At 69.9% G+C, this 20884-nt stretch carries 21 protein-coding genes; 16 read left to right on the forward strand and 5 right to left on the reverse strand.

Annotated elements, in window-relative coordinates:
- The first annotated feature begins 5 nt into the window (after nucleotides 1-5).
- Nucleotides 6-2105 (forward strand): heavy metal translocating P-type ATPase, encoded by a 2100-nt coding sequence (locus tag ABD340_RS02465; protein ID WP_425547308.1) that lies wholly within the window; start codon nucleotides 6-8, stop codon nucleotides 2103-2105.
- A 47-nt stretch (nucleotides 2106-2152) separates the two neighbouring features.
- Here the strand turns inward: ABD340_RS02465 and ABD340_RS02470 are convergent, their stop codons facing one another.
- A complete protein-coding gene (locus tag ABD340_RS02470) occupies nucleotides 2153-2542 on the reverse strand; it encodes a Fur family transcriptional regulator (RefSeq protein WP_344586676.1) in 390 nt (129 codons plus the stop codon).
- Nucleotides 2543-2657: 115 nt separating this feature from the next.
- A complete protein-coding gene (locus ABD340_RS02475; RefSeq protein ID WP_344586677.1) occupies nucleotides 2658-3140 on the reverse strand; it encodes a Fur family transcriptional regulator in 483 nt (160 codons plus the stop codon).
- Nucleotides 3141-3241: 101 nt separating this feature from the next.
- Between ABD340_RS02475 and ABD340_RS02480 the strand changes: the two genes are divergently transcribed.
- The 8 genes from ABD340_RS02480 (at nucleotide 3242) to ABD340_RS02505 (ending at nucleotide 8077) form a co-directional block, all read left to right on the forward strand.
- Complete coding sequence (locus ABD340_RS02480; protein ID WP_344586679.1) at nucleotides 3242-4189, forward strand: metal ABC transporter substrate-binding protein; 948 nt, start codon at nucleotides 3242-3244, stop codon at nucleotides 4187-4189.
- A gap of 10 nt (nucleotides 4190-4199) precedes the next feature.
- Complete coding sequence (locus ABD340_RS02485) at nucleotides 4200-4961, forward strand: metal ABC transporter ATP-binding protein (protein ID WP_344586680.1); 762 nt, start codon at nucleotides 4200-4202, stop codon at nucleotides 4959-4961.
- A 5-nt stretch (nucleotides 4962-4966) separates the two neighbouring features.
- Complete coding sequence (locus tag ABD340_RS02490; protein ID WP_344586681.1) at nucleotides 4967-5833, forward strand: metal ABC transporter permease; 867 nt, start codon at nucleotides 4967-4969, stop codon at nucleotides 5831-5833.
- Nucleotides 5830-6687, forward strand: coding sequence for a metal ABC transporter permease (locus ABD340_RS02495; protein ID WP_344586682.1), 858 nt, complete (start codon nucleotides 5830-5832; stop codon nucleotides 6685-6687). Before ABD340_RS02490 ends, ABD340_RS02495 begins: the two co-directional genes overlap by 4 nt.
- Nucleotides 6688-6777: 90 nt before the next feature.
- On the forward strand, nucleotides 6778-7284 hold the full coding sequence (locus ABD340_RS47860) for a metal ABC transporter permease (protein ID WP_425547304.1): 507 nt from the start codon (nucleotides 6778-6780) through the stop codon (nucleotides 7282-7284).
- Nucleotides 7212-7589 (forward strand): metal ABC transporter permease, encoded by a 378-nt coding sequence (locus ABD340_RS47865; protein ID WP_425547309.1) that lies wholly within the window; start codon nucleotides 7212-7214, stop codon nucleotides 7587-7589. Before ABD340_RS47860 ends, ABD340_RS47865 begins: the two co-directional genes overlap by 73 nt.
- A 55-nt stretch (nucleotides 7590-7644) precedes the next feature.
- The gene (locus ABD340_RS02500) at nucleotides 7645-7827 is read left to right on the forward strand and encodes a hypothetical protein (RefSeq protein ID WP_344586683.1); all 183 of its coding nucleotides are present in this window, start codon (nucleotides 7645-7647) and stop codon (nucleotides 7825-7827) included.
- A 28-nt stretch (nucleotides 7828-7855) separates the two neighbouring features.
- On the forward strand, nucleotides 7856-8077 hold the full coding sequence (locus ABD340_RS02505) for a hypothetical protein (protein WP_344587140.1): 222 nt from the start codon (nucleotides 7856-7858) through the stop codon (nucleotides 8075-8077).
- 53 nt (nucleotides 8078-8130) lie between these two features.
- Here ABD340_RS02505 and ABD340_RS02510 read toward each other — a convergent pair whose 3' ends face one another.
- Nucleotides 8131-9501: an IS256 family transposase gene (locus ABD340_RS02510; RefSeq protein ID WP_344586684.1), complete on the reverse strand. Its 1371-nt coding sequence runs from the start codon at nucleotides 9499-9501 to the stop codon at nucleotides 8131-8133.
- Nucleotides 9502-10628: 1127 nt separating this feature from the next.
- Between ABD340_RS02510 and ABD340_RS02515 the strand changes: the two genes are divergently transcribed.
- Complete coding sequence (locus ABD340_RS02515) at nucleotides 10629-12380, forward strand: histidine kinase (protein ID WP_344586685.1); 1752 nt, start codon at nucleotides 10629-10631, stop codon at nucleotides 12378-12380.
- On the opposite strand, the gene ABD340_RS02520 is transcribed toward ABD340_RS02515, so the two are convergent.
- The gene (locus tag ABD340_RS02520) at nucleotides 12365-13000 is read right to left on the reverse strand and encodes a response regulator transcription factor (RefSeq protein WP_344586686.1); all 636 of its coding nucleotides are present in this window, start codon (nucleotides 12998-13000) and stop codon (nucleotides 12365-12367) included. The genes ABD340_RS02515 and ABD340_RS02520 overlap by 16 nt on opposite strands.
- A gap of 107 nt (nucleotides 13001-13107) precedes the next feature.
- Here ABD340_RS02520 and ABD340_RS02525 point away from each other — a divergent pair, with 107 nt between their 5' ends.
- From ABD340_RS02525 to ABD340_RS02540, 4 genes are all read left to right on the forward strand, one after another.
- Nucleotides 13108-13902 carry an ABC transporter ATP-binding protein gene (locus ABD340_RS02525; RefSeq protein ID WP_344586687.1) on the forward strand — a complete coding sequence of 265 codons (795 nt, stop codon included), beginning with the start codon at nucleotides 13108-13110 and terminating at the stop codon, nucleotides 13900-13902.
- Nucleotides 13899-16475, forward strand: a complete 2577-nt coding sequence (locus ABD340_RS02530; RefSeq protein WP_344586688.1) for an FtsX-like permease family protein — start codon at nucleotides 13899-13901, stop codon at nucleotides 16473-16475. The genes ABD340_RS02525 and ABD340_RS02530 overlap by 4 nt, the downstream gene beginning before the upstream one ends.
- A 363-nt stretch (nucleotides 16476-16838) precedes the next feature.
- Nucleotides 16839-17603 carry a hypothetical protein gene (locus ABD340_RS02535; protein ID WP_344586689.1) on the forward strand — a complete coding sequence of 255 codons (765 nt, stop codon included), beginning with the start codon at nucleotides 16839-16841 and terminating at the stop codon, nucleotides 17601-17603.
- A gap of 522 nt (nucleotides 17604-18125) precedes the next feature.
- Entirely contained in the window at nucleotides 18126-18905 is a 780-nt protein-coding gene (locus ABD340_RS02540) for an SAM-dependent methyltransferase (protein ID WP_344586690.1), read from the forward strand.
- A gap of 165 nt (nucleotides 18906-19070) precedes the next feature.
- Here ABD340_RS02540 and ABD340_RS02545 read toward each other — a convergent pair whose 3' ends face one another.
- Nucleotides 19071-19247 (reverse strand): hypothetical protein, encoded by a 177-nt coding sequence (locus ABD340_RS02545; protein ID WP_344586691.1) that lies wholly within the window; start codon nucleotides 19245-19247, stop codon nucleotides 19071-19073.
- Between the two features lie 2 nt (nucleotides 19248-19249).
- Between ABD340_RS02545 and ABD340_RS02550 the strand changes: the two genes are divergently transcribed.
- The gene (locus ABD340_RS02550; protein WP_344586692.1) at nucleotides 19250-19639 is read left to right on the forward strand and encodes a hypothetical protein; all 390 of its coding nucleotides are present in this window, start codon (nucleotides 19250-19252) and stop codon (nucleotides 19637-19639) included.
- 524 nt (nucleotides 19640-20163) lie between these two features.
- Nucleotides 20164-20826, forward strand: coding sequence for a putative antibiotic biosynthesis monooxygenase (locus tag ABD340_RS02555; RefSeq protein ID WP_344586693.1), 663 nt, complete (start codon nucleotides 20164-20166; stop codon nucleotides 20824-20826).
- Nucleotides 20827-20884: the final 58 nt, after the last annotated feature.

The raw sequence follows: 20884 nt of genomic DNA on the forward strand, positions 1-20884 counted from the left end.
TGACAGTGAGTTTTGACGAAACCTCCGGCCATCTCGACCTGCACCCCGAGGAGGCTCAGGCGAGGCCACGCCGTACTCGTTTGTTCGCGCTGGCCGAGGTGCGGTGGGCGGCCGTGGCGACGGCGCTGTTCGCCGCCGGTGTGGTCGCCCAGCTGGCCGGGGCACCGGCCTGGACCTGGTGGACGCTCTATCTGGCCTGTTATGCGACCGGTGGCTGGGAACCGGGTCTTGCCGGGTTGCGCGCCCTGGCCGGACGCAAGCTGGATGTGGATCTGCTGATGGTGGTCGCGGCGATCGGAGCCGCCGCGATCGGTCAGGTCCTGGACGGTGCGCTGCTGATCGTCATCTTCGCCACGTCCGGTGCGCTGGAGGCTTACGCGACCCGGCGGACCGCCGACTCGGTCCGCGGCCTGCTGGACCTGGCACCCGACACCGCGACGCGCGTGGACCCCGACGGCACCGAAGAGGTGATCGACACCGAACGGCTGACGGTGGGGGACGTGATCGTCGTCCGCCCTGGAGAACGCATCGGCGCCGATGGGCGGGTGATCGACGGCGCCAGTGAGGTGGATCAGGCCACGATCACCGGCGAGGGGCTGCCGGTGGACAAGATGCCGGGTGATGAGGTGTTCGCCGGCACACTGAACGGCACCGGCGCGCTGCGTGTCCGGGTGGAACGGCCCGCGGCCGAGACCGTGGTCGCTCGGATCGTGGCCATGGTCGAGGAGGCCGGCGCCACCAAGGCGCGCACTCAGCTGTTCATCGAGAAGATCGAGCAGCGCTATTCGATCGGCATGGTGGCCGCCACCATCGCGGTTTTCGCCGTCCCGCTCGCCTTCGGCGCTGATCTGGCCACGGCGCTGCCGCGTGCGATGACGTTCATGATCGTGGCTTCCCCGTGCGCGGTGGTGCTGGCCACCATGCCGCCGTTGCTGGCAGTGATCGCCAACGCCGGACGGCATGGCGTTCTGGTGAAATCCGCCGTGGCGATGGAACAGCTCGGCACCGCCACCAGGGTCGCCTTCGACAAGACCGGAACTCTCACTGAAGGCATCCCGCACGTGGCGACCGTGCGCGTCTTGTCCGATACGCCAGGCGCCGACGGCGACTCGCCCGCCGAGCGGCTGCTGGGCCTGGCCGCCGCGGCGGAGAACCCGTCCGAGCACCCCCTGGCCCGGGCCGTGGTGCGGGCCGCACAGCGGTCTAGGCTGCCGATCATCCCCGCCTGGGAGTTCGGCTCGGTGCCGGGCCGCGGGGTACGGGCCCGCGTCGCCGGGCGGTGGGTCGAGGTGGGCAGTCCCGCCCACCTGCTGGCAGAACGTCACCGAGGGGCCGACCGGCGGGCCATGGCCTGCGGCGATCTGCGTGATGGCCCAGTGGACGGTGACGACGACGCAGGGGTCACCGCGGCGCTCGCGGAACTGGAGGTCAGCGGGCAGACCGCCGTCGTCGTCCGCATCGACGGCCGGGTGGCCGGGGTGCTGGGGCTGGCTGACCGGCCACGCCCCGACGCCGCCCACACCGTCGCCCACATCACCGCCTTGACCGGCGCGACGCCGGTCCTGCTGACCGGCGACAACCCGTACGCCGCCGCTCACCTCGCCGATCAGGTCGGCGTCGACGACGTGCGCGCCGGGCTGCTGCCGCAGGACAAGGTCCAGGCCGTGCGGGCCCTGCAAACGGAGGGGCAGCGCGTGCTGCTGGTGGGCGACGGGGTCAACGACGCGCCTGCGCTGGCCGCCGCCCATGCGGGGGTCGCGATGGGCCAGGCAGGGTCTGATCTGGCGCTGCAGACCGCCGACGCGGTCATCGTCCGCGACGAACTGTCGGTGGTACCCGCCGTCATCGCTCTGTCGCGCCGTGCGCGCCGCGTCGTCATCGCCAACCTGGTCATCGCCGGCACGTTCATCGTCGTGCTAGTGGCCTGGGACCTGCTCGGCCACCTGCCCCTGCCGCTGGGCGTGGCGGGCCACGAAGGCTCCACCGTGATCGTCGGCCTCAACGGACTGCGCTTGCTGACCGGTCGAGCCTGGCGCCGAGCCGCACACCGGGAGGCACGGATACGACCCGTCATGGCGCCGCCTGCAGGCGACGGTCGCGAGTGAATCCCGCGTCCGTTCGGCGCAGCCCGCGGCAGCGCCGGACCGCCTGCTCAGGCGCGCTGCCCCGTGCAGTCGGGGCACAGGCCGAAGACCTCCATGGTGTGGTCGATGTCGGTGAAGCCCGCCTCGGTGGCGACGCGCTCGGCCCAGCGTTCGATCGCGGGTCCCTCCACTTCGACACTGTGCCCGCAGGAGCGGCAGGTCACATGATGGTGATGGGTACTGGTCCGGCAGCGCCGGTACAGGGTCTCTCCGGACTCGTCGCGGAGGGTGTCGACCGCGCCGTCCTGGCTCAGCACCTGCAGATGGCGGTAGACCGTGGCCAGCCCGATGCGCTGACCGCGGCGTCGCAGTTCGCCGTGGATGTCCTGGGCGCTGCGGAACTCGGGCAGGTCGGCCAGTACCTCGTTGAGGGCCTCGGCCTGCCGTGTCCCGCGCACGCGTGTTCCTCGGCCGGTCGGGGAGGTCTGCCGCGTGGGGCGGCCGGGTGGGGCTGAGGTCATGGGTCGGTGCTCCGGCGGGGGCGATTGCTGATCATCTACCTTTCGCACGGTATCAATCGGCCGGATCGTCGCCTTGGCAGCGCAGGCACCGGCCGCACACGCCTTGCACCTCGATCTGGTGCGGGTCGGGCCGGAAGCCGCCCGCGGCCGTGACGCCGTCCAGCCAGTCGCCGTCGTCGCCGGCGGGATGCTCCTGAACTCCGCCGCAACGGCGACACACCAGGTGGTAGTGGCGGCCGGGGGCGCACAGCCGGTAGCGGGTTTCACTGTCGCGGACGAACACGTGCACGAGCCCGGCGTCGGCGAGGGCGGACAGCGTCCGGTAGACGGTCGACACCCCGACGCGGTGTCCCCGCCGGGTGAGCTCGACGTACAACTCGTGCGCGCCCACCGGACGCCGTTGGACGGCGAGCGCCTCCAGCACCCGGCGTCTGCGCGGAGTCGGGGACAGCCCGGCCGCGCGAAGCCGAACGGCGACCTCGTCTGCGCTCCCATCGTGGGAGTGACGGTCGGCGGGGGCGATGTGGGAGGCCATGGGGCGACGGTATGAACATTTAGCCGATATTGACAATCATTCCCGACAAGACGACTATGGGGACCGTTTTCATTCTCACCTCCGACCTGCGAGGAGACACCGTGCGTATCCGAGCCCTCGGGCCTGCCCTACCGGTCATGGCGGCCCTCCTGGTCGCGGCCACCGCCTGCGGCGGCTCCAGCGCCACCGGCGGCGCCGGCGGCACCGGTGGGAAGAAGCTGAAGGTGGTCGCCACGACGACGCAGGTGGCCGACTTCGCCCGCAACATCGGCGGCGACAAGGTCACGGTCACCCAAATCCTCAAGCCCAACGTCGATCCGCACGACTACGAGCCGTCCCCGGCCGACATCCAGGCCATCGCGAACGCCGACCTGGTGGTGAAGAGCGGCGTCGGTGTGGAGAAGTGGCTGGACCAGACCATCAAGTCCGCCGGTTTCGACGGCACGGTGGTCGACACCAGCAAGGGCGTGGCGATCCGCAAGGGCAACGGCGAGGAGGAAGAGGCGGCCGGCGATCCGCACATCTGGCACAACCCCAAGAACGCCGAGATCATGAGCCGCGACATCGCCGCCGCGTTCGAAGCCAAGGACCCCGCGGACAAGGCGGCCTTCGAGGCGAACCTGAAGTCCTACACCGGCAAGCTCGAACAACTCGACGCCTGGATCGCCGGCCAGATCAACTCGCTGCCTCCCGCCCGGCGCAAGCTGGTTACCAATCATGATGCGTTCGGGTACTACATCGATCGGTACCAATTGACGTTCGTCGGCTCGATCATCCCCAGCTTCGACACTTCGGCAGAGCTGTCCGGCAAGCAGCTCAACTCCCTGGTCGCCAAGATCAAGGCGACCGGGGTGAAGGCGATCTTCTCCGAATCCTCGCTGCCGCCCAAGACCGCCGAGGCCATCGGCCGCCAGGCCGGGGTGAAGGTCGAGGCGGGGGAGGACTCCCTGTACGGGGACACGCTCGGCCCGGCAGGCTCGGCGGGCGCCACGTACCTGGAGATGGAGCGGCACAACACCACCACCATTGTCACGGCGCTGAAGGGATGAGGTGGGCATCGTGGAACCTGCGCCCGCGGCTCTGGAGTTGAACGAGGTCAATGTCGCCTACGGCCCCGCCCTGGCACTGGAGAAGATCGACGGCAGGGTCGCCCCAGGCGAGGCCGTCGCCCTGATCGGTCCGAACGGCGCCGGGAAGTCGACCCTCATCAAGGCGATCCTCGGCCTGGTCCCGCTGGCCGCCGGCCGGATCACCGTGCTCGGCACGACACCGGCCCAGGCACGCCGCGACGTCGCCTACGTCCCGCAGGCCGACACGCTCGATCCGGAGTTCCCGATCTCGGTCGGTCAGGTGGTGCTGATGGGCCGCTACCGGCGGATCGGCTGGCTGCGTCGCCCGAAGCCCGCAGACAAGCAGGCCGCCCACCGGGCCCTGGAACAGGTCGGGCTGGCCGACCGCGCCCGGCACCGGTTCGGAACGCTGTCGGGCGGACAGCGCCAGCGGGTGCTGCTGGCCCGCGCGATCGCCGCCGGACCCCGCCTGCTGCTGCTCGACGAGCCGTTCAACGGCGTCGACGCCGTCAGCGAGCAAGCCCTGCTGGACGCGGTCGCCGCCTTGAAGGCCGATGGTGCCGCCGTCGTGGTCGCCACCCACGACCTGGCGCTCGCCCACCTGGCCTGCGAAGAGGTGTGCCTGCTCAACCGCCGTCAGTTCGGCTTTGGCCCCACGGGCGCGACGCTCACCCCTGACCGGCTGCGCGCCACCTACGGTGGGCACGCGCTCGAACTTCGCGGCGACCGCGTCATCGTCGCCCACTCCTGACAGCCATGTACCAGTTCTTCGTCGAACCGTTCACGTTCCCGTTCATGGCCCGGGCGCTCGCCGAGATGGTGATCCTGGGCGCGCTGGCGGGCACCGTCGGCGTGCTGATCCTGCTGCGCCGCCTGGCGTTCATCACCGACGCCCTGACCCACACCGTCTTTCCCGGCGTCGTCATCGGCCACCTGCTCAGCGGCGACGGCGGCATCTTCTGGGGAGCGCTGGTCGCCGGGGCCGCGACCGCCGCGTTGCTCACCCTGCTCACCCGGCATCGCGCCGTCACCGAGGACACCGCCCTCGCGGTGCTGCTGACCACCTTCTTCGCCATCGGTGTGGTGCTGGTCTCCCGGCAATCGGGGTACACCGCCGATTTGACCGCGTTCCTGTTCGGCCGGATCCTGACCGTCACACAGCAGCAGCTGGCCCAGACTCTGGCGGTCACCATCTTGGTCATCGCCGCGCTGCTGGTGTTGCGGCGACCGTTGACCGCCCGCACCTTCGACCCTGAAGGCGCTCGGGCCGCCGGGTACCGGATCGGCCTGCTGGACCTGGTCACCAACACCATCGTCGCCCTGGTCGTCGTCGCCTCCGTACGGGCCGTCGGGACGGTCCTGGTCATTGCACTGCTGATCGTTCCCGCCGCCACGGCCCGGGCACTGTCCGATCGGCTGACGCTGATCGTGCCGATCGCCGCCGTCCTGGGCGCGCTGGCCGGCTGGGCCGGGCTTGCGATCAGCTATGACGCGTCGATCCACCATGGGTTGCGGCTCGCGTCCGGCGGCACCGTCGTCCTTGTTCTCATCGCCTGCTATGCGGGTGCTCTCGCCGCGGGGACGATCCGGCGGCGGCTGCGCGTCCGGGGGAGCGCGGCATGACCGCGGTCGATCGGGCGCTCGTCGAGGCCGTCCTGCTCGGTGTGGTCGGTGGCCTGATCAGTGTGCAGATAGTGCTGCGACGGCTGCCGTTCTTCACCCTGGCGATGACGCACGCCACCTTCCCGGGCGTGGTGCTGGCCGCGGTCGCCGGCATCGGCCTGTACGCGGGCGGCGCCTTGTTCGGTGTGCTGGTCGTGCTGGGAGTTCTCGCCCTGTCCCGGCGACCGGCGCAGGCCACGAGCACGGCGATCGGGATCGTGCTGTCGGCCGGGTTCGCGTTCGGCGTCGTCCTGCTGTCGGCCCGCGACGGCTTCTCCAAGGACCTGACCGCCTACACCGTCGGCCAGATCCTCACCGTCGGAACCGGTGACCTGATCGCGGTGACCGTGGTCGGTGTCCTGGTCGCCGCGCTCCTGCTCGTGACGGGCCGGCAGCTCACCTTCCGCGCCTTCGACCCGGACGGCTACGCCGCCGCCGGCTACCGCCCGGCGGCCATCGACCTGGCGTTGCTGCTGACGGTCGAGGCGGTCATCGTGGTCGCCGTGCCGGCCGTCGGCGCGATCCTGTCCGTCGCCGTCCTCGTCGGACCCGCTGCCATCGCCCGCCTGTGGACCCACAACATCCCCGCGATGACGGTCATCGCGGTGGCCGCGGGCGCACTCAGCGGGCTGATCGGCGTCCAGATCTCCACCCACTACGACGTCGCCGCCGGCGGCACCATCATCATGGTCATCGGAACCCTCTTCGCGTTGTCCTTTGCCACGACCATGGCCTGGAACGCGTTGGCCACCCGCTACCGGCGCAGCCGTCAGCCCGCACCCGGCCCCCCGTCCGGGGTGACGGCGGCGCAGTGAGAGAGCGGCCACCGGCCGTGTGATTCACCCATGAAGATCGATGCCCATGAGGATGGTCGTGGATGAGCGGATTCGCCCGGGCGGACTCTGGTGGAACTGATCCTCACTGGGATGGTCTGCGGTGTGCTGGGGGTCCAGGCGGTGTTGCGGCGTCTGGCGTACTTCACCGAGGCACTCGGCCACGTCGCCTTTCTCGGCATCGTCGCCGCCGTCGCGGGGGCAGACGTCAAAATCGGTGCCGAGTTGGCGGCGGTGGGGCGGTCGTGGTCCTTGGCCGTGGCGGCATCGCCTCCGGGCGGCATCATCAGCACGCCGGTATCCTGGTCAGCGGCGCTGGCGCTGGGGGTCGTGCTATCTCGTCCCAGCCCGGTTTCAGCAAAGACCCGACCGCAGTCTCGTCGGGGCACCGCTCACGGTCGGCACCGACGACATCGCCGTGGCGGCCGTGGTCGCCGTCCTCCTCCTCGTCGTCCCGGCGCTCGGACACAAGGTGCGGGTGCTCGCCGCCTTCGGGCCCGGCCACGCTGCGCGCACTCGGATACCGCGCCCACAGCATCGACGGCGGGCTGCTGGCCCTGCTCGCCATCACGGTCGTGACCGCCGTCCCGGCCGTCGGCGCAACACCGCCCTTGGCCCTACTGGTCGGCCCAACCGCCGCGGCCCTGCTATGGACCCGCCGCATCGTGCCCGCGATGGCCCTGGGCGTCTTGCTGGGTGCCGGGTCCGCGGTGGCGGGCCGGCCTATCCATCTGCCTGCACTATCAGGTCGCAACCGGAGCCAGCCACCGCGGTTATCTGCGGCGTCCTGTTCATCGCCGCCCTCACCAGCCGCCTCACCGCCCGTAGCCGACCGCCCGTGCCTCCCGGCACGGCTACCAGCCTGTGACCCAAGCGGTAGCTGATCGCCTCCACCGGCAGGTCTACCGTCACCGATGAACCCCTCGACAAGGAGAAGCCATGTCGCTGACCGTGTCCCTGCAACTCCTCCACCAGGCCAAACACGGCGACGTCGACGACGCCGCGTTCATCGACTGCATCCGCACCTCACTGCCGTACGCATGGAAGGTCGTAACCAGCCTCGTCGACGACCTGCACCACGGTGGCGAGTTCGCCGACAACCAGGGCCCCTCCGCCCGATGAGGCCGCCCGTGGACAGCTGCTGAGGATGATGGCCAGCGACGCCATGCGCACGGCCCTCGAAAAGCACTTTGACGTACGGCTGGCCTTCCAGAACTGCCACCGCGCCGCAGCTTTCCGGCCCGACGCCCAGCATGCCTACCAAGAGTTCGTCACCGCATGCGCAGAGGGTTGCCGAGCTGTGGAACATCAACGCGTCGCCACGCTGGCGGTGCCGCCCAGACCGCTGATCGCGGCCGCCCGTACGTCATAGAGCTTGTAACTTCAGGTGTGGAAAGATCCTGCTGGTAGCAGGTGTAATCCGCGTTACCTGATGCGTCCTGGATAGGCGATGGCGAGTTCGTTGAGCGCTTCGCGCCATCCGGCGACGCGTTGTCCTTCGACGAGGCGGGCGGGCTGGAAGGCGTGCTTGTCGCCTTGCTCTCGTTTGGCGGCGCGTTCGCGGGCGCGTTTGTCCTCGATATTGACGATGGCCAGCCACAGCAGCTTGACCACGGCGTCGTCGGTGGGGAAGTGCCCGCGGGCTTTGGTCACCTTCCGCAGCTGGTAGTTCAGCGATTCGATGCCGTTGGTGGTGTAGAGCAGTTTGCGGACCGGTGCGGTGAAGGCGAAGAACGGTGTGAAGCGGTCCCAGGCGTCCTCGAACACCTTCACCGCCTGCGGGTATTTGCGGCCCAGGTCGGTGCCGGCGAACTCGGCCAGCGCTTCGAGTGCGGTGTCGGCGTCCACGGCGGTGTAGACCTTCTTCAGCTCCTTGGCCACCGCTCCGGCATCCTTGCGGGCGACCGGCCGCAGCGCGTTCCTGATCAAATGCACCACGCAGGTTTGCACCACGGTGGCCGGGAACGCGGCGTTGATGGCGTCCTCGAAGCCTTTCAAGCCGTCGCAGCAGGCGATGAGGATGTCGCGGACGCCGCGGTTGCGCAGGTCGGCCATCACCGAGGCCCAGAACCGGGCGCTCTCGCCGGCGGTGGCGGTCTCGGCCGGGGTGCGTGCGAGCCAGATGCCCAGCACGTGCTTCTCCCCGTCGGCGTCAACACCGACCGCGATGTAGGCGGGTTTGTTGGTCACGACGTTGTTGTCTCTGACCTTGACCACGATGGCGTCCAGGAACACCACCGCATACGTCGGGTCCAGCGGCCGGGTCTGCCAGGCCTTGACCTCGTCCATCACCTGGTCGGTGATGCGGGAGACCTGCTCGTGGGACAGGTCGGTGCCGTAGACCTGCTTGAGGTGGTGCAGGATGTCGCGCACGCTCATGCCGTGCGCGTACAGGCTGATGATCATGTCGTCCAGTCCGCCGGCGACCCTGCCGGCGCGTTTGGGCACCAGCACCGGCTCGAACGAGCCGGCCCGGTCCCGCGGCACGCTGATCCGCACCGGCCCGACCCCGGTCTGCACCGTCTTGTCCTTGCCCCGGCCGTTGCGGGAGTTGCCGGAGTTGTTCCCCGACGGATCGTGCTTGCCATAGCCCAGGTGAGCGGTCAGCTCGCCTTCCAGCGCGCGTTCCAGCACCGCCTTGACCAGCTGCCCGAGCATCGACCCCTCACCGGTCAGCCGCAACTGCCCGGCCTCGTCCTTCGACCGCTCCAGCAGCACATCCAGCACATCGTCGCTCAGCAGCTCACGAATCGACGCGTCCCGGTCGACACTCTCATTCCCCTTGATCACGGTCACGGCTTCGAATCCCCCCGAATTCGATGGATGATCTACTCGGTTTCTGATCTACCCACCAAGATCATTTCCACGCCTCAAGAGATACCCCCAAGTCAGAGGTTCCCGGGAAGCGGTGGAATGTTCTTTGTGCGCAGGTTGACGAGCGGGCGCCGGTACGAGGGGTCGTTCTTGTCGCGGGAAGCCGCGACCCCGCGGCGCTTCCTGGAAGGAAATGCGCGGAAGCCGGGGAGAGCGGAGGCCGCCAGACCCAAATGGCCTGGCGGCCTTCGGCTAGCCGAAAACGGCTTGTGTGAACTCAACGGCGGTGTCCAGGACCGCCGCAGCACCCTCGTCCACAAGGGCGGCAGCAGACGCGCTCAGGCCGGCGATGATCACACGCTTCGCTCGCTGCGCGACGCGCTTTCGCCGCCTTGGCGTCGAGCACTTATCGGAAGTGGATTCGTTCTGGTCGGGCTCCGGCATGACGACTCTCTCCAGATGTACGGGAGAGAGGGCATGAGGTCGCTCTTAAAACGCCCCTGGTCGGCGTACAACGCTCGTGAGCCCTCTCCCACGGATGAGGTTGAGCCCGGGGACCGAGCCATAGCTCGGCAGGGAGAGAGCGGACCGCCTAAAGAACGCGTCGATGAACCGGCCAACGATAGACTGGAAGGCCAAAAACAGTTGGAGGGATAGCCGGGCCCGGGTACTCGCTGTTCGCTTTCCGCGCCTCGGCTGCTCCATGCCGGAAGAATACCCGCTGCGGTCGTAGATCGCCTGAATTTATCCCAGATCCAGCCACAGGAGACCCGCACAGCCCTGAAAGCCATGGCGACGACCTGTCCGGCATGGCCGGTGAGTTGGGTGAGTTCGCGGCGGGTGGTCACGGATCCACCACAGGCGAACGCCCTCGCCGAACGGTTCGTCGGCACGCTGCGCCGTGAATGTCTCGACCACCTACTGATCTACGGGCACGGCACTTTGGCTCGGCCCTGACCGCGCGCTGCGCCTACCGCTGAACGAGCCCCGCCACGTGGTCGACACGACCGCCCCGATCCAACGCCGCAGCGCTTCACCGCACCGCGCGAACGCGGCGGCGCGGGTGATCGTTCGTGAGGCGACGGCGCTAGAGTGGGGTGGAAGACGCCATGAACCGGACCGCCATCATCGCCATCGCCACGTTGGCGACGGTGATGGACGTGGTGTGGGCGCTGCGTCAGCCGGACCTGCCGTCGTCCGCGAGCGAGCTGGCGATGCTGGCCCTCGGGCTCGTCGGCGCGGGGGCGTTCGTCGCCGCCGGGCTCATCACGTGGGCGAACCGTCCCGCCAACCGCACCGGCATGCTGATGACCGCGGTCGGGATCATCCTCCTGCTGTCGGGCGTGAACTATTCTCCGGCGCGCTGGGCCGTCCTCTTGGGGAACGTTCTCGGCTGGCTCGCCCTCGCCGTCCTCGCCCACATCGTTTTGGTGATCCCGGCGGGCAGGGCCGCCGGCAGGCCGCAGCGCGCCATGGTCGTCGCCGTTTACGTCGGACTGGCCGCCGCGCTCGCGGTCTGGCTGCGGTTCGGGAGGCTCGGGGACGGGAGCTGCGTCTGCCTGCCGGTCCTTCCGGGCGACGGCGGGCCCTCGCGTCCGCTGACCTATGCGGTGGCCGTCTACCTGTGGGCGTTCGGGCTCGTGCTGACGGCGGTCCTCGTCTGGCGCTGGCTGGTCCGGGTGCCCGCGCCTCGGCGACACACCTTCGCGCCCGTGGCGCTCGCCGGCGGTCTCATGATGCTCGCGACGTGGAGCAGGCAAGGCGTCTACATATGGCTTGAGGCGTCGGCGGCGCAGTCCGCTCTCGAAACGGTCCTGCATGTGCTGGAGCTGGTCACGCTGGCGCTGTGGCCGCTGGGCGTCCTCGCCGGGCTCCTCCGCGCCCGGCTCGACCACGCCGCGGTCGCGCGCATCGCGGCGCGGCTCCAGCCGGTTCCCGGGGCGCTGGAGGCGACCCTCGCGACGGTGCTGCGCGATCCGACCCTGCGCCTCGGCTACCGAAGCGAGGACGGGGGATACGCCGACGCGAACGGACGCCAGGTGCGGCTGCCCGAGACGGCCGACGGCCGGTCCGCCGCGCTGCTGGAGATCGACGACGAGCCGGTCGCGGTGCTGGTGTACGACTCCGCGCTGGACGACGATCCGGAGCCGGTCCGCTCCGCGGCGGCGATCGCCCGGCTCGTGGTGGAGAACGAGCGCATGCGCGCGGAGCTGACCGCGCAGCTCGCGGCGGTCCGGGCGTCCCGGGCCCGCATCGCCGCCGCGGCGGACGACGAACGGCGCCGGATCGAGCGCAACCTGCACGACGGTGCGCAGCAGCAGCTGGCCCGTCTCACCATCACGCTGGGACGGGCCCGCGCCCGCAACACCGACACCGGCCTCGCCGGGCTGCTGGACGAGGCGGCCGTGAACCTCCGCGAAGCCATGGTCGAGCTCCGGGAGCTGGCCGGGGGGATCCATCCCGCGATCCTCAGGCAGGCCGGCCTTCGCGCCGCGCTGTACTCGCTGGCCGACCGTTCGGCCGTCCCCGTCACCGTGGAGGCACCCGGTGGCCGCTTCGCGGCGGCCTGCGAGCAGGCGGCCTACTTCGTGGCGGCCGAGGCGCTCGCCAACGTGGCGAAGCACGCGGGCGCCTCGCACGTGTCGATCGTGGCGGCCGAGATCGGCGCGCGGCTGCGGCTGGAGATACGCGACGACGGTGTGGGCGGCGCCCGGCCGGAGGCCGGGACGGGGCTGCGGGGCCTCACCGACCGGGTGGCGGCACTGGACGGAGATCTGCGGGTGGACAGCCCGCCCGGGCAGGGGACCCGCGTTACGGCCGATCTCCCCCTCCGCCCGGCCGAACCTCAGGAACGCAGGTAGGTCAGGACCGCGAGCACCCGGCGGTGGTCGTCCTCGGCCACCGCCAGGCCGAGCCGCTGGAAGATGTTGTGCACGTGCGTCTCCACCGTCTTCGGGCTCAGCCGCAGCCGCCGGGAGATCGCCTGGTTGGACCGTCCCTCGGCCATGAGCGCGAGAACCTGCCGTTCCCGGTCGCTGAGCCGGTCGACCGGATTGTTCCTGCGCCGCTTCCCGAGCAGCCGTATCACCACGTCCGGATCGATGACGACGGCCCCGCCATGGACGCGCCGGAGGGCGTCGGTCAGCTCCGCGACATCGGAGAGACCGTCCTTCAGCAGGTAGCCGACGCCGCGCGCGTCATCACCCAGCAGGCCGATCGCATGATCCGCCTCGATGTGGTGGGAGAGCACCAGCACCCCGACCGCCGGATGGCCGTCGCGGATGCGCCGCGCCGCCTCCAGCCCCTCGACGGCGTAGCCGGGCGGCATCCGCACGTCCACGAGCACCACGTCGGGCGGGTCGGCCTCGACCGCGGACAGCAGCGCGGCGGCGTCGCCGACCTCGGCGCTGACCGTGATCCCGGAATCGGCGAGGAGCCGTGCCAGCCCCTGCCGGAAGAGCGCGCTGTCCTCCGCAAGCATCACCCGCATGGTGATCGGCAGCCTAGCCGGTGCGCTCGGGGTTAACCCTGAAAAGATCAAGGGATTGCCCGGTGGGCGGGGGGCCGCGGCGTTGCCAGGCTGTTCGGATGACGAATTTCGACCCTGCCCTCGCCCCGGCGGCGGGCGGCGGGACCGTTCCGACCGCGCTCGGCCCGCCGGAGCCCGCCATCCGGGTGGACCAGGTGACCCGGCGCTACGGCCGCGGCAGGAGCGCCGTGGACGCGCTCCGCGGTGTGTCGGTCGACCTTCCGACCGGCTCCTTCACCGCGATCATGGGGCCCTCGGGGTCCGGCAAGAGCACCTTGCTCCAGTGCGCGGCCGGCCTGGACCGGCCCACCTCGGGCCGGGTGCTGCTGGGCGCCGACGATCTGACCACGATGAGCGAGTCGCGGCTGACCCGGCTGCGCAGGGACCGCATCGGTTTCGTGTTCCAGTCCTTCAACCTCATCCCGGCATTGACGGCCCGCCAGAACATCACCCTGCCGCTGCGGCTGGCCGGGCGCCGCGCGGACCGCGCGTGGCTGACCGAGCTGGTGGAGCGCGTCGGACTGGCCCAGCGCATCGGTCACCGCCCCACCGAGATGTCGGGCGGGCAGCAGCAGCGGGTGGCGATCGCCCGCGCGCTGATCACGCGGCCGGCGGTGGTCTTCGGCGACGAGCCGACGGGCGCCCTCGATCTCGCCACCGGCAAGGAGATCCTCACGCTGCTGAGGGAGGTCGTCGACACCCTCGGCCAGACCCTGGTCATGGTCACGCACGACCCGGTCGCCGCGTCCTACGCCGACCGGGTGCTCTTCCTCGCCGACGGCTCCATCGTCGAGGGCATGGACGGTCCCACCGCCGACGCCGTCGCCGCGCGGCTGACCCGGCTGGGCGGGTGACCGTGCTCGCATTGGCGATGCGCACGGCGCGCACCCGCAAGGTCGGTTTCCTCGGCTCGCTGGCCGCCGTGCTGGTCGCGGTCACGCTGATCTCGGCCTGCGTCATGATGATCCAGTCGGGCGCGCGGGCGACGCCCGCCGTGGACCGCTTCGGCGCGACGGCCGCCGTCGTCCGCGCCGATCCCGGCCTGCACGTCGGCTCGGGCGACAACGAGGAGGTCGTCCCCCTCGACCAGCCGCCCAGGATGACGGCGGAACGGCTGGCGAAGCTGCGCGCCGTGCCGGGCGTCGCGGACGTCGTCGCGGACACGCCGTTCTACGCGCAGGTGGTCAGCTCGCGTGGCGTGCCGCTGCCGGGCGGGGGTGACGGACCGTCGCGCGGGCACGGCTGGCCCGCCGCCCGGCTCACCCCGTTCGAACTGTCCGCCGGCCACGCCCCCACCGCCGGCACCGAGGTCGTGCTCGACGCCGACCTGGCGCGGCGGGCGGCCGTACGGCCCGGCGGCCAGGTCCGGGTCGTCACCTCCGGCGGAGTTCGCCCGTTCACCGTCAGCGGGATCGCCAGGCCGCCCGGGGGACGTGAGGGGCTGCCGTCCCAGGCGGCGCTGTTCTTCGCCCCGCGAACCGCGGCCCGGTTGTCCGGGGCCGGGAACGCGGCCGACGTCGCCGGTGTGATCGCGGCGCCCGGAACCACGGGCGCGGACCTCGCCGGCCGGCTGCGCGCCGCGGTGCGCGGCACGGATCAGCAGGTGCTCACCGGGAACAGGCGGGCGCGGGCGGGTGCCCCCGAGACGGCGGAGAAGCTCGAATACTCGACGCTGCTGTTCGGGCCGATGGCGGGCATCGGCGGCTTCCTCGCCGTGTTCGTCATCGGCGGGACCCTCGGCCTGTCGATCCTCCAGCGCCGCCGGGAGATCGCGCTGCTGCGGGCCATCGGCACGACCCCCTGGCAGATCAGGCGCATGATCGCCGGAGAGGCCGTCGTGCTCGCCCTGGTCGCCGCGGCCCCCGGGTACCTGCTGGGGATACCGCTCGCCCGGCTGCTGCGCGCGGTGCTCATCGACCGCGGTCTCGCGCCGCCGGAGTTCGTCCTGGCGACCGGGCCGCTGCCGCTGCTCGTCGCGGGCGGCGCCGGGCTGGCGCTCACGCTGGTGTCGGCGTTCACCGCGGTCCGCCAGGCCTCCCGGGTCCGCCCCGCCGAGGCGCTCCAGGAGGCGGCGCGGCCACGGCGCACCATGACGGTGCCGCGCATCGTGCTCGCCGTCGTCATGCTGGCCGGAGGGCTGGCGATCCTGGCGCTCACCCAGCGGGTCGGCGGCGAGGTCGGGGTCGCGTTCCTGGCCCTGGTGGTCATGCTGCTGATGGCCGCGGCGGCCCTGCTGGCGCCGCTGCTGACCCGGCTGCTCGAACGCCCGGCCGGGGCAATGATCGGTGCGGTCACCATGACGACCGGATGGCTCGCCCACGCCAACTCGGCCGCGGCGGTACGGCGGGTCTCGTCGGCCGCGGCCGCCATCATGATCAGCGTCGCCATGGCCGGATACGCGCTGCTGGTGACCGCCGTCCTGGACGACACCACCGCCGCACAGGGGCGGGACCGGATCGTCGCGGACCGGATCCTGCTGCCGCGCGACGCCGACGGCCTGCCTCCGGACGTGGCGGACGCCGCACGGCGGCTCCCCGGCGTCGAGACGGTCTCCCCGATGCGCGGCACCATGTTCGTGTCCTACGTCCTGGGCAGCCCCGACATCGTCCCCGCCCAGGCCGTGGATCCGGCCACGGCGGCGCGCGTGCTCGACCTGAGGCTGAGGGAGGGGGCGCTGAACAGCATCAACGCACCCGGAACCGTGCTGGTCAGCCGCACCCACGCGGGCGCCCACAACTGGCATGTCGGATCCCGCTTCCGCGGCTGGCTCGCGGACGGCACACCCATGGACCTGCAAGTGGGCGGCATCTTCGACCGGTCGCTCGGCTGGGCGGACATCGTCTTCTCCCAGCGGGCGCTGACGGGTCATCTGCGCACCGGACTGGACGACTCGGTGCTGATCCGCGCGCGTCCCGGCCACGCCGCCGAGCTCGACCGGGCGCTGAACCGCCTCGAACACGACCGGCCGGTCGTGCGCGCGGTGCACCGGCAGGCCGCCGGCGAGGCCGCCGAGACCTCGATCCAGCAGAACTCGACCGGGACCTATCTGGTGCTGGCGGTGCTCGTGGCGTTGACGGCGGTCTCCCTCGTCAACACCCTCGTCATGGGGACCACCGCACGCGTCCGGGAGTTCGCGCTGCTCCGCGCCGTGGGCGCGAGCCGCCGGCAGCTCGTCCGCATGATCACGTGGGAGACGGCGATCGTGACGGCGATCGGTGTTCTCGTCGGGGGGATCATCGCCTGCCTCGCCCTCGCCGGGGCGAACGGCGCCCTGTCCGGTTCGATGAGACTGACCGGCCTGCCCGTACCGCGATCCCTGTCGCTCCTCGCCGGCGTCGCCATCATGAGCCTGGCCGCGAGCCTCATGGCGTCGGCCATGGCACTCACCGCACGTCCGATCGACGTACTGGGAGGCGCACGGGAGTAACGGACGACGTCCCGCCTCGGCGTGGTCGCGCGGCCTGTGTGCGAGGGGCGTACGCAGGCCGCGCGAACGAGGTGCGAGCCTCGCGGTCCGGGTCGATGACGTCCCGGCCGGACTGCAGGTACGCGTCGGGCACTGATGTGCCCTCCGTCGTGTGGGTCCCACAGTTGGGAGCCGTAGGCCGCCTCCCCGACGTCCTGACAGGGTTGGGACAGCGGGCGGACAAGCGACGGCGTTGTCCTTGGAACCACGGTCGTCATCGAAGGCGTCCGATTTACCTCGGTCTGATCGCTAGTGAAAGTAGGCAGCACAGCCATGCACAGGCCAGGACGTCCTGAAGATCTGCCGGTCCCGCTGGAGTTGTGGGTGCGCGCCGCCACGATGGCCACGGTCGAAGCCACGATCCCCGAGGAGATCGGTGACCCGTTCTTCTCGGTTCACGCCAACGGTGTCACCCATGACGACTCCGGCGGAAACCAGTGGACCTTGAGGCTGATCGAGGGCGGGCGAGCCGTCCTGTACGGCTGTGACCACGAGGCGAGCAAGACCAGACACCGCGAGCAGCCCCTGGACCTGCTGGCGGGTGCGCCCCGCTGGCTTCCCCTCGAACGGCTGGTCTCCCTGCAGCAAGGCCGCGAACTCGGATTCGTCTACTGGTATGAGAGTCAATGGCATCGGGTCGCCTATCCAGCCGATGTCCAGGACGACGGACTCGCCTTCACGGTGGGGGGCACCGTCGACATGCACAAGCTCGTGCTCAGCGTGGCCGATGTCGTGCTGGGCTACAAGCTCGGCGAGACCATTGATGACGCAGATGAACAGGTGGAAATGGCTCTGGAGGAGACGGTGCGGCAGGCACGGGACAGCGCCCTGGAGGAGATGGTGCAGCATGCACGAGAACATGCGTTGTCGGCCCAGAGCTTCGCTGGCTGCGCAACCGCTGGGAACTGGACATCACCGCGGCACTCCAACTCGCCCACCGCGCAGGCCTTACCCCCAGCAGTGCCATCCCACAGTTGCCCCCTGCGACGCGGTGAAACCCGGTCTTACGTCGCCGTGAGGAATAGTGACCGCCGCATGCGCCGGACCCGACGCCAGTGTTGGCGCTCGGCCGGCAACCTCGAGCGGTAAGCCTGAAGGCGATCCCAGCGGACGCCGCCTTGATCCGGGGGTGCTTGAACTGGGAGCGGTGCTGCCGTCGGCCGAAAGGCTGGACCAACACAGGCTTCGACCGAGTGTCTCAACTGGTCATCGCAGAGATCGGCATGCCCCGGGGCGAGAAGTACGACCCCGCTACGGTTGGAGGCGTCTCGTGCAGGTCGGCGCTCTAGCCGGTGACCAGTCATACGGTCAGGGAGAGTTGCGACGCCGGCAGGCTTCACCTCCCGGGCGTCGCGGCGTTGCGAGCCGGAACCGCTTGCCTGGACAACGAGCTCGCCTCCCGGCTTTCCTGCCACGATTGTTGCAAGGCCGATATGACGCAAAGCCCGGCACATCGTGCTGATCAGGCGGACGTTCAGGTGACATGGTTTCGGCCCGCACTCGTGCGGCGGTGACCGGTACGAGGAGGTCCGCCGCTACGCTTCTGCCGATGACACCGTACTTAACTCCCCTGCCTAGGAAGCGTCCTTCGTGACCGACACCCCTCCCTCCGTGGATCTGCGCACTGACGAGCCGCACCCCGCGCGGGTATACGACTTCTACCTCGGCGGCAAGGATCATTTCGGCGCCGACCGCGAGTTCGGCCAGCGGATTCTGGCCATCTGCCCGCAGTTGCGGCCGCTGGCGCAGGCCAACCGCAGGTTCCTGGCTCGCTCCGTCGGTCTGCTCGCACGCGACTACGGGATCCGGCAGTTCCTCGACCTCGGTACCGGATTGCCGACCTCGCCCAACCTGCATGAGGTCGCCCAGAGTGTCGCCCCCGACTCTCGGGTGGTGTACGTCGACAATGACCCCATCGTGCTCACGCATGCCCGTGCGTTGCTGACCAGCCGACCTCAGGGCGCCACCGACTACATCGACTCGGACGTCGTCGACATCGACCGCATCATGCGGCAGGCGGCTCGGACGATCGACTTCAGCAGGCCGGTCGCCGTCAGCGCGCTGGCCCTGTTCCATTTCCTCCCCGACCCCCAGCCCGCTGACCTGATGGCCCACCTCCGTGACCGGCTGGCCCCCGGCAGCTTTCTGTCGATCAGCCACGTGCTGCCGGAACTGCAGGATGTCGCCGAGGCGTACCAGGGGACGATGGGCCTGGGCACGCTGCGCGGCAAGGACGAGATCACCGCCCTGTTCGGCGACTTCGTCCTCCTCGAGCCGGGCCTTGTCGAACCGAACCGCTGGCGGCCCGAAATGGATCCCGAGGAGCGGGGGCACGCCGACGAGATCGCGAATCTGGGGGCCTGCGCGGTCGCCCGCAAACCCGCGGAGTGATCGGGGCGCCCGGCTGAATCCGCTCGACGGCCGCGTTGGCGACCCCGCCGCGGCGAATTGGCGGCCAGGAGCGAGACTTCAAACGGCCATCCGGTCATCAACCGGCCGTCCCGGACAAGGCAGCCACCAGGCAGACGAAGACCACCCCATGGCCAGGTCACCCGGTTAATCGATCCATTCGGCATCGACGAAGCGCACCGCTTTGAACGCGCCGTCGGGTGCCAGGAGCGCTGACAGCAGAGGGTGTGTCCACGCTGCGCCGTTTTCAAAGGGCTGACCGAGCTCGACCTGCGCTAAAACCCGAACGGCGAGGAGGGAGTACGGGCCCTGCTCGCCGTTCATCGGTGCGCTCAAGCGGCTGCATCTGTCGTTCGAGAACATCCTCCCGCTCGACCGCGCGCAAGCACGTCTCCCGCTACACGGTCCTGCTCTACCTCACCGGCGGTTCGGCGGAACCGGCCCTCGACCTCACCGGCGGCGCCGCGTTCACCGAGATCGCGCCCTTCACCTGCGTGATCTTCGATCAGCGGTACGAACACGAGGGCGCGCCCTACCTCGAGGGCCGCAAGGTCTTCCTGCGCACCGAACTCATCTTCACCGACCCCCAGGTCACACACGACTCCGAGATCGGCGCGCTGTTCAGCAAGGCCTGCTACCTGACCGGCGAGAGCGTCTTCGCCCCCGAACTCGCCCGCCACGCCGATTCACAGAGTCCGCCGACTGCTATCACCTGAAGTTCGACTTCTTCCGCAACTCCTGGATGGTGAACCATGAGCAGTTCAGGGTGAGCGTTCCCACGATCCGTCCATTCCATGGAAACGATCTGGAGCCTTACGACTATGACTCCGAAGAGGAGGTCGAAGTCGAGGCGAGTGCGCGGATAGGGACCTTCCTCCCTTCTAGGTCGGGTCTGTCTGGTTAACGGCACTTCTCGATCCTGGCCTGCGGTCAAATCAACAAAGCTGGGGTCGGGTCGCCGGCCGGTCGTGCGCGACCTCGGTCGGGACTTGTTCCTTCCGTCGTCGTTCTCCGGGCATCGGAGGAACGATGGTGCCCGCCCGCGCTGAGTCCGGCAAGTGCGAAACGGTGACGCTGAGTGTTTCCGGACGGCGAATCCCGAGATGAGCGGGCGGGTGCTTAAGAAAGTGTTAATTGATCCCGCGGGGGTTGGGCGAAGAGATTTCGGAGATGGTTGAACCTTCACTCGGTCCGGCCGCGTAGTCACTGGCCAGGAACGGGAAAGGAGGCCGGGGCAGTCGTGGCCAGCCAGCCGATCATCGTTACCGCCGCCTATCGGGTGAGCCGCGGGCGCGAGGTCGAGTTCTGTTCGTGGGCGATCGCCCTATTCAGGCTGGCGGCCGAGCAGCCCGGATATCTCGGGGGCGGCGTGATCGCCGCCGGCAGCCCCGAGGGGGAATGGCATATCATCTACCGCTTCGCCAATGAGGACACGGCCCGGTCCTGGGAGCGATCTTTCACCTGGAGCCACTGGGGCGCGCAGTCGGCGTCGTTCACCCCGGAGGAGGTCGGCGAGGACGGTTCCGGCGTGCGGGACTGGTTCGAAGGGCCGGTGCGGCCGCTGCCGCCCCCGGAGAAGTGGAAACTGTGGTTCGTGAACACCGGCGCGGTCTTCCCGCCCGTTCTCATCTTCAATCTGTTCATCATCCCCTATCTGGCCGGTGTCAATCTGCTCGCCAGGACGCTGGCGCTGTGCGTGGGCGTCTCCGCGGTTGTCACCTGGCTGGTCATGCCCAGGCTCCAGCGGCTGCTCAAGAGCTGGCTCTATCCGTCCGTCCATTTGATGGGCCAGCGCAAAAGGCCGATGACGAACGGCCTGCCGCCCTCGGATCCTTTGGACGCCCGGTTCAACGCCTTTTCGAGCGGTAATGACCCGCGGGGGAATTCGAAAATCTCTCGGTGACGACGTGCGATGACCCGGCGCCGCTGCGAGGGGTGCTTTCGCCGTGCCACGGGAGAGG

It is taken from the genome of Actinomadura vinacea (assembly GCF_039532545.1).
In the GTDB taxonomy this organism is placed as follows: Bacteria; Actinomycetota; Actinomycetes; order Streptosporangiales; family Streptosporangiaceae; genus Spirillospora; species Spirillospora vinacea.

What these genes read in the sequence shown, in the direction of transcription:
- ABD340_RS02475 (WP_344586677.1), bottom strand. Translation starts at nt 3,140, where the DNA reads ATGGCCTCCCACATCGCCCCCGCCGACCGTCACTCCCACGATGGGAGC.
- ABD340_RS02490 (WP_344586681.1), top strand. Translation starts at nt 4,967, where the DNA reads ATGTACCAGTTCTTCGTCGAACCGTTCACGTTCCCGTTCATGGCCCGG.
- ABD340_RS02495 (WP_344586682.1), top strand. Translation starts at nt 5,830, where the DNA reads ATGACCGCGGTCGATCGGGCGCTCGTCGAGGCCGTCCTGCTCGGTGTG.
- ABD340_RS02500 (WP_344586683.1), top strand. Translation starts at nt 7,645, where the DNA reads ATGTCGCTGACCGTGTCCCTGCAACTCCTCCACCAGGCCAAACACGGC.
- ABD340_RS02505 (WP_344587140.1), top strand. Translation starts at nt 7,856, where the DNA reads ATGGCCAGCGACGCCATGCGCACGGCCCTCGAAAAGCACTTTGACGTA.
- ABD340_RS02515 (WP_344586685.1), top strand. Translation starts at nt 10,629, where the DNA reads ATGAACCGGACCGCCATCATCGCCATCGCCACGTTGGCGACGGTGATG.
- ABD340_RS02520 (WP_344586686.1), bottom strand. Translation starts at nt 13,000, where the DNA reads ATGCTTGCGGAGGACAGCGCGCTCTTCCGGCAGGGGCTGGCACGGCTC.
- ABD340_RS02525 (WP_344586687.1), top strand. Translation starts at nt 13,108, where the DNA reads ATGACGAATTTCGACCCTGCCCTCGCCCCGGCGGCGGGCGGCGGGACC.
- ABD340_RS02545 (WP_344586691.1), bottom strand. Translation starts at nt 19,247, where the DNA reads ATGAACGGCGAGCAGGGCCCGTACTCCCTCCTCGCCGTTCGGGTTTTA.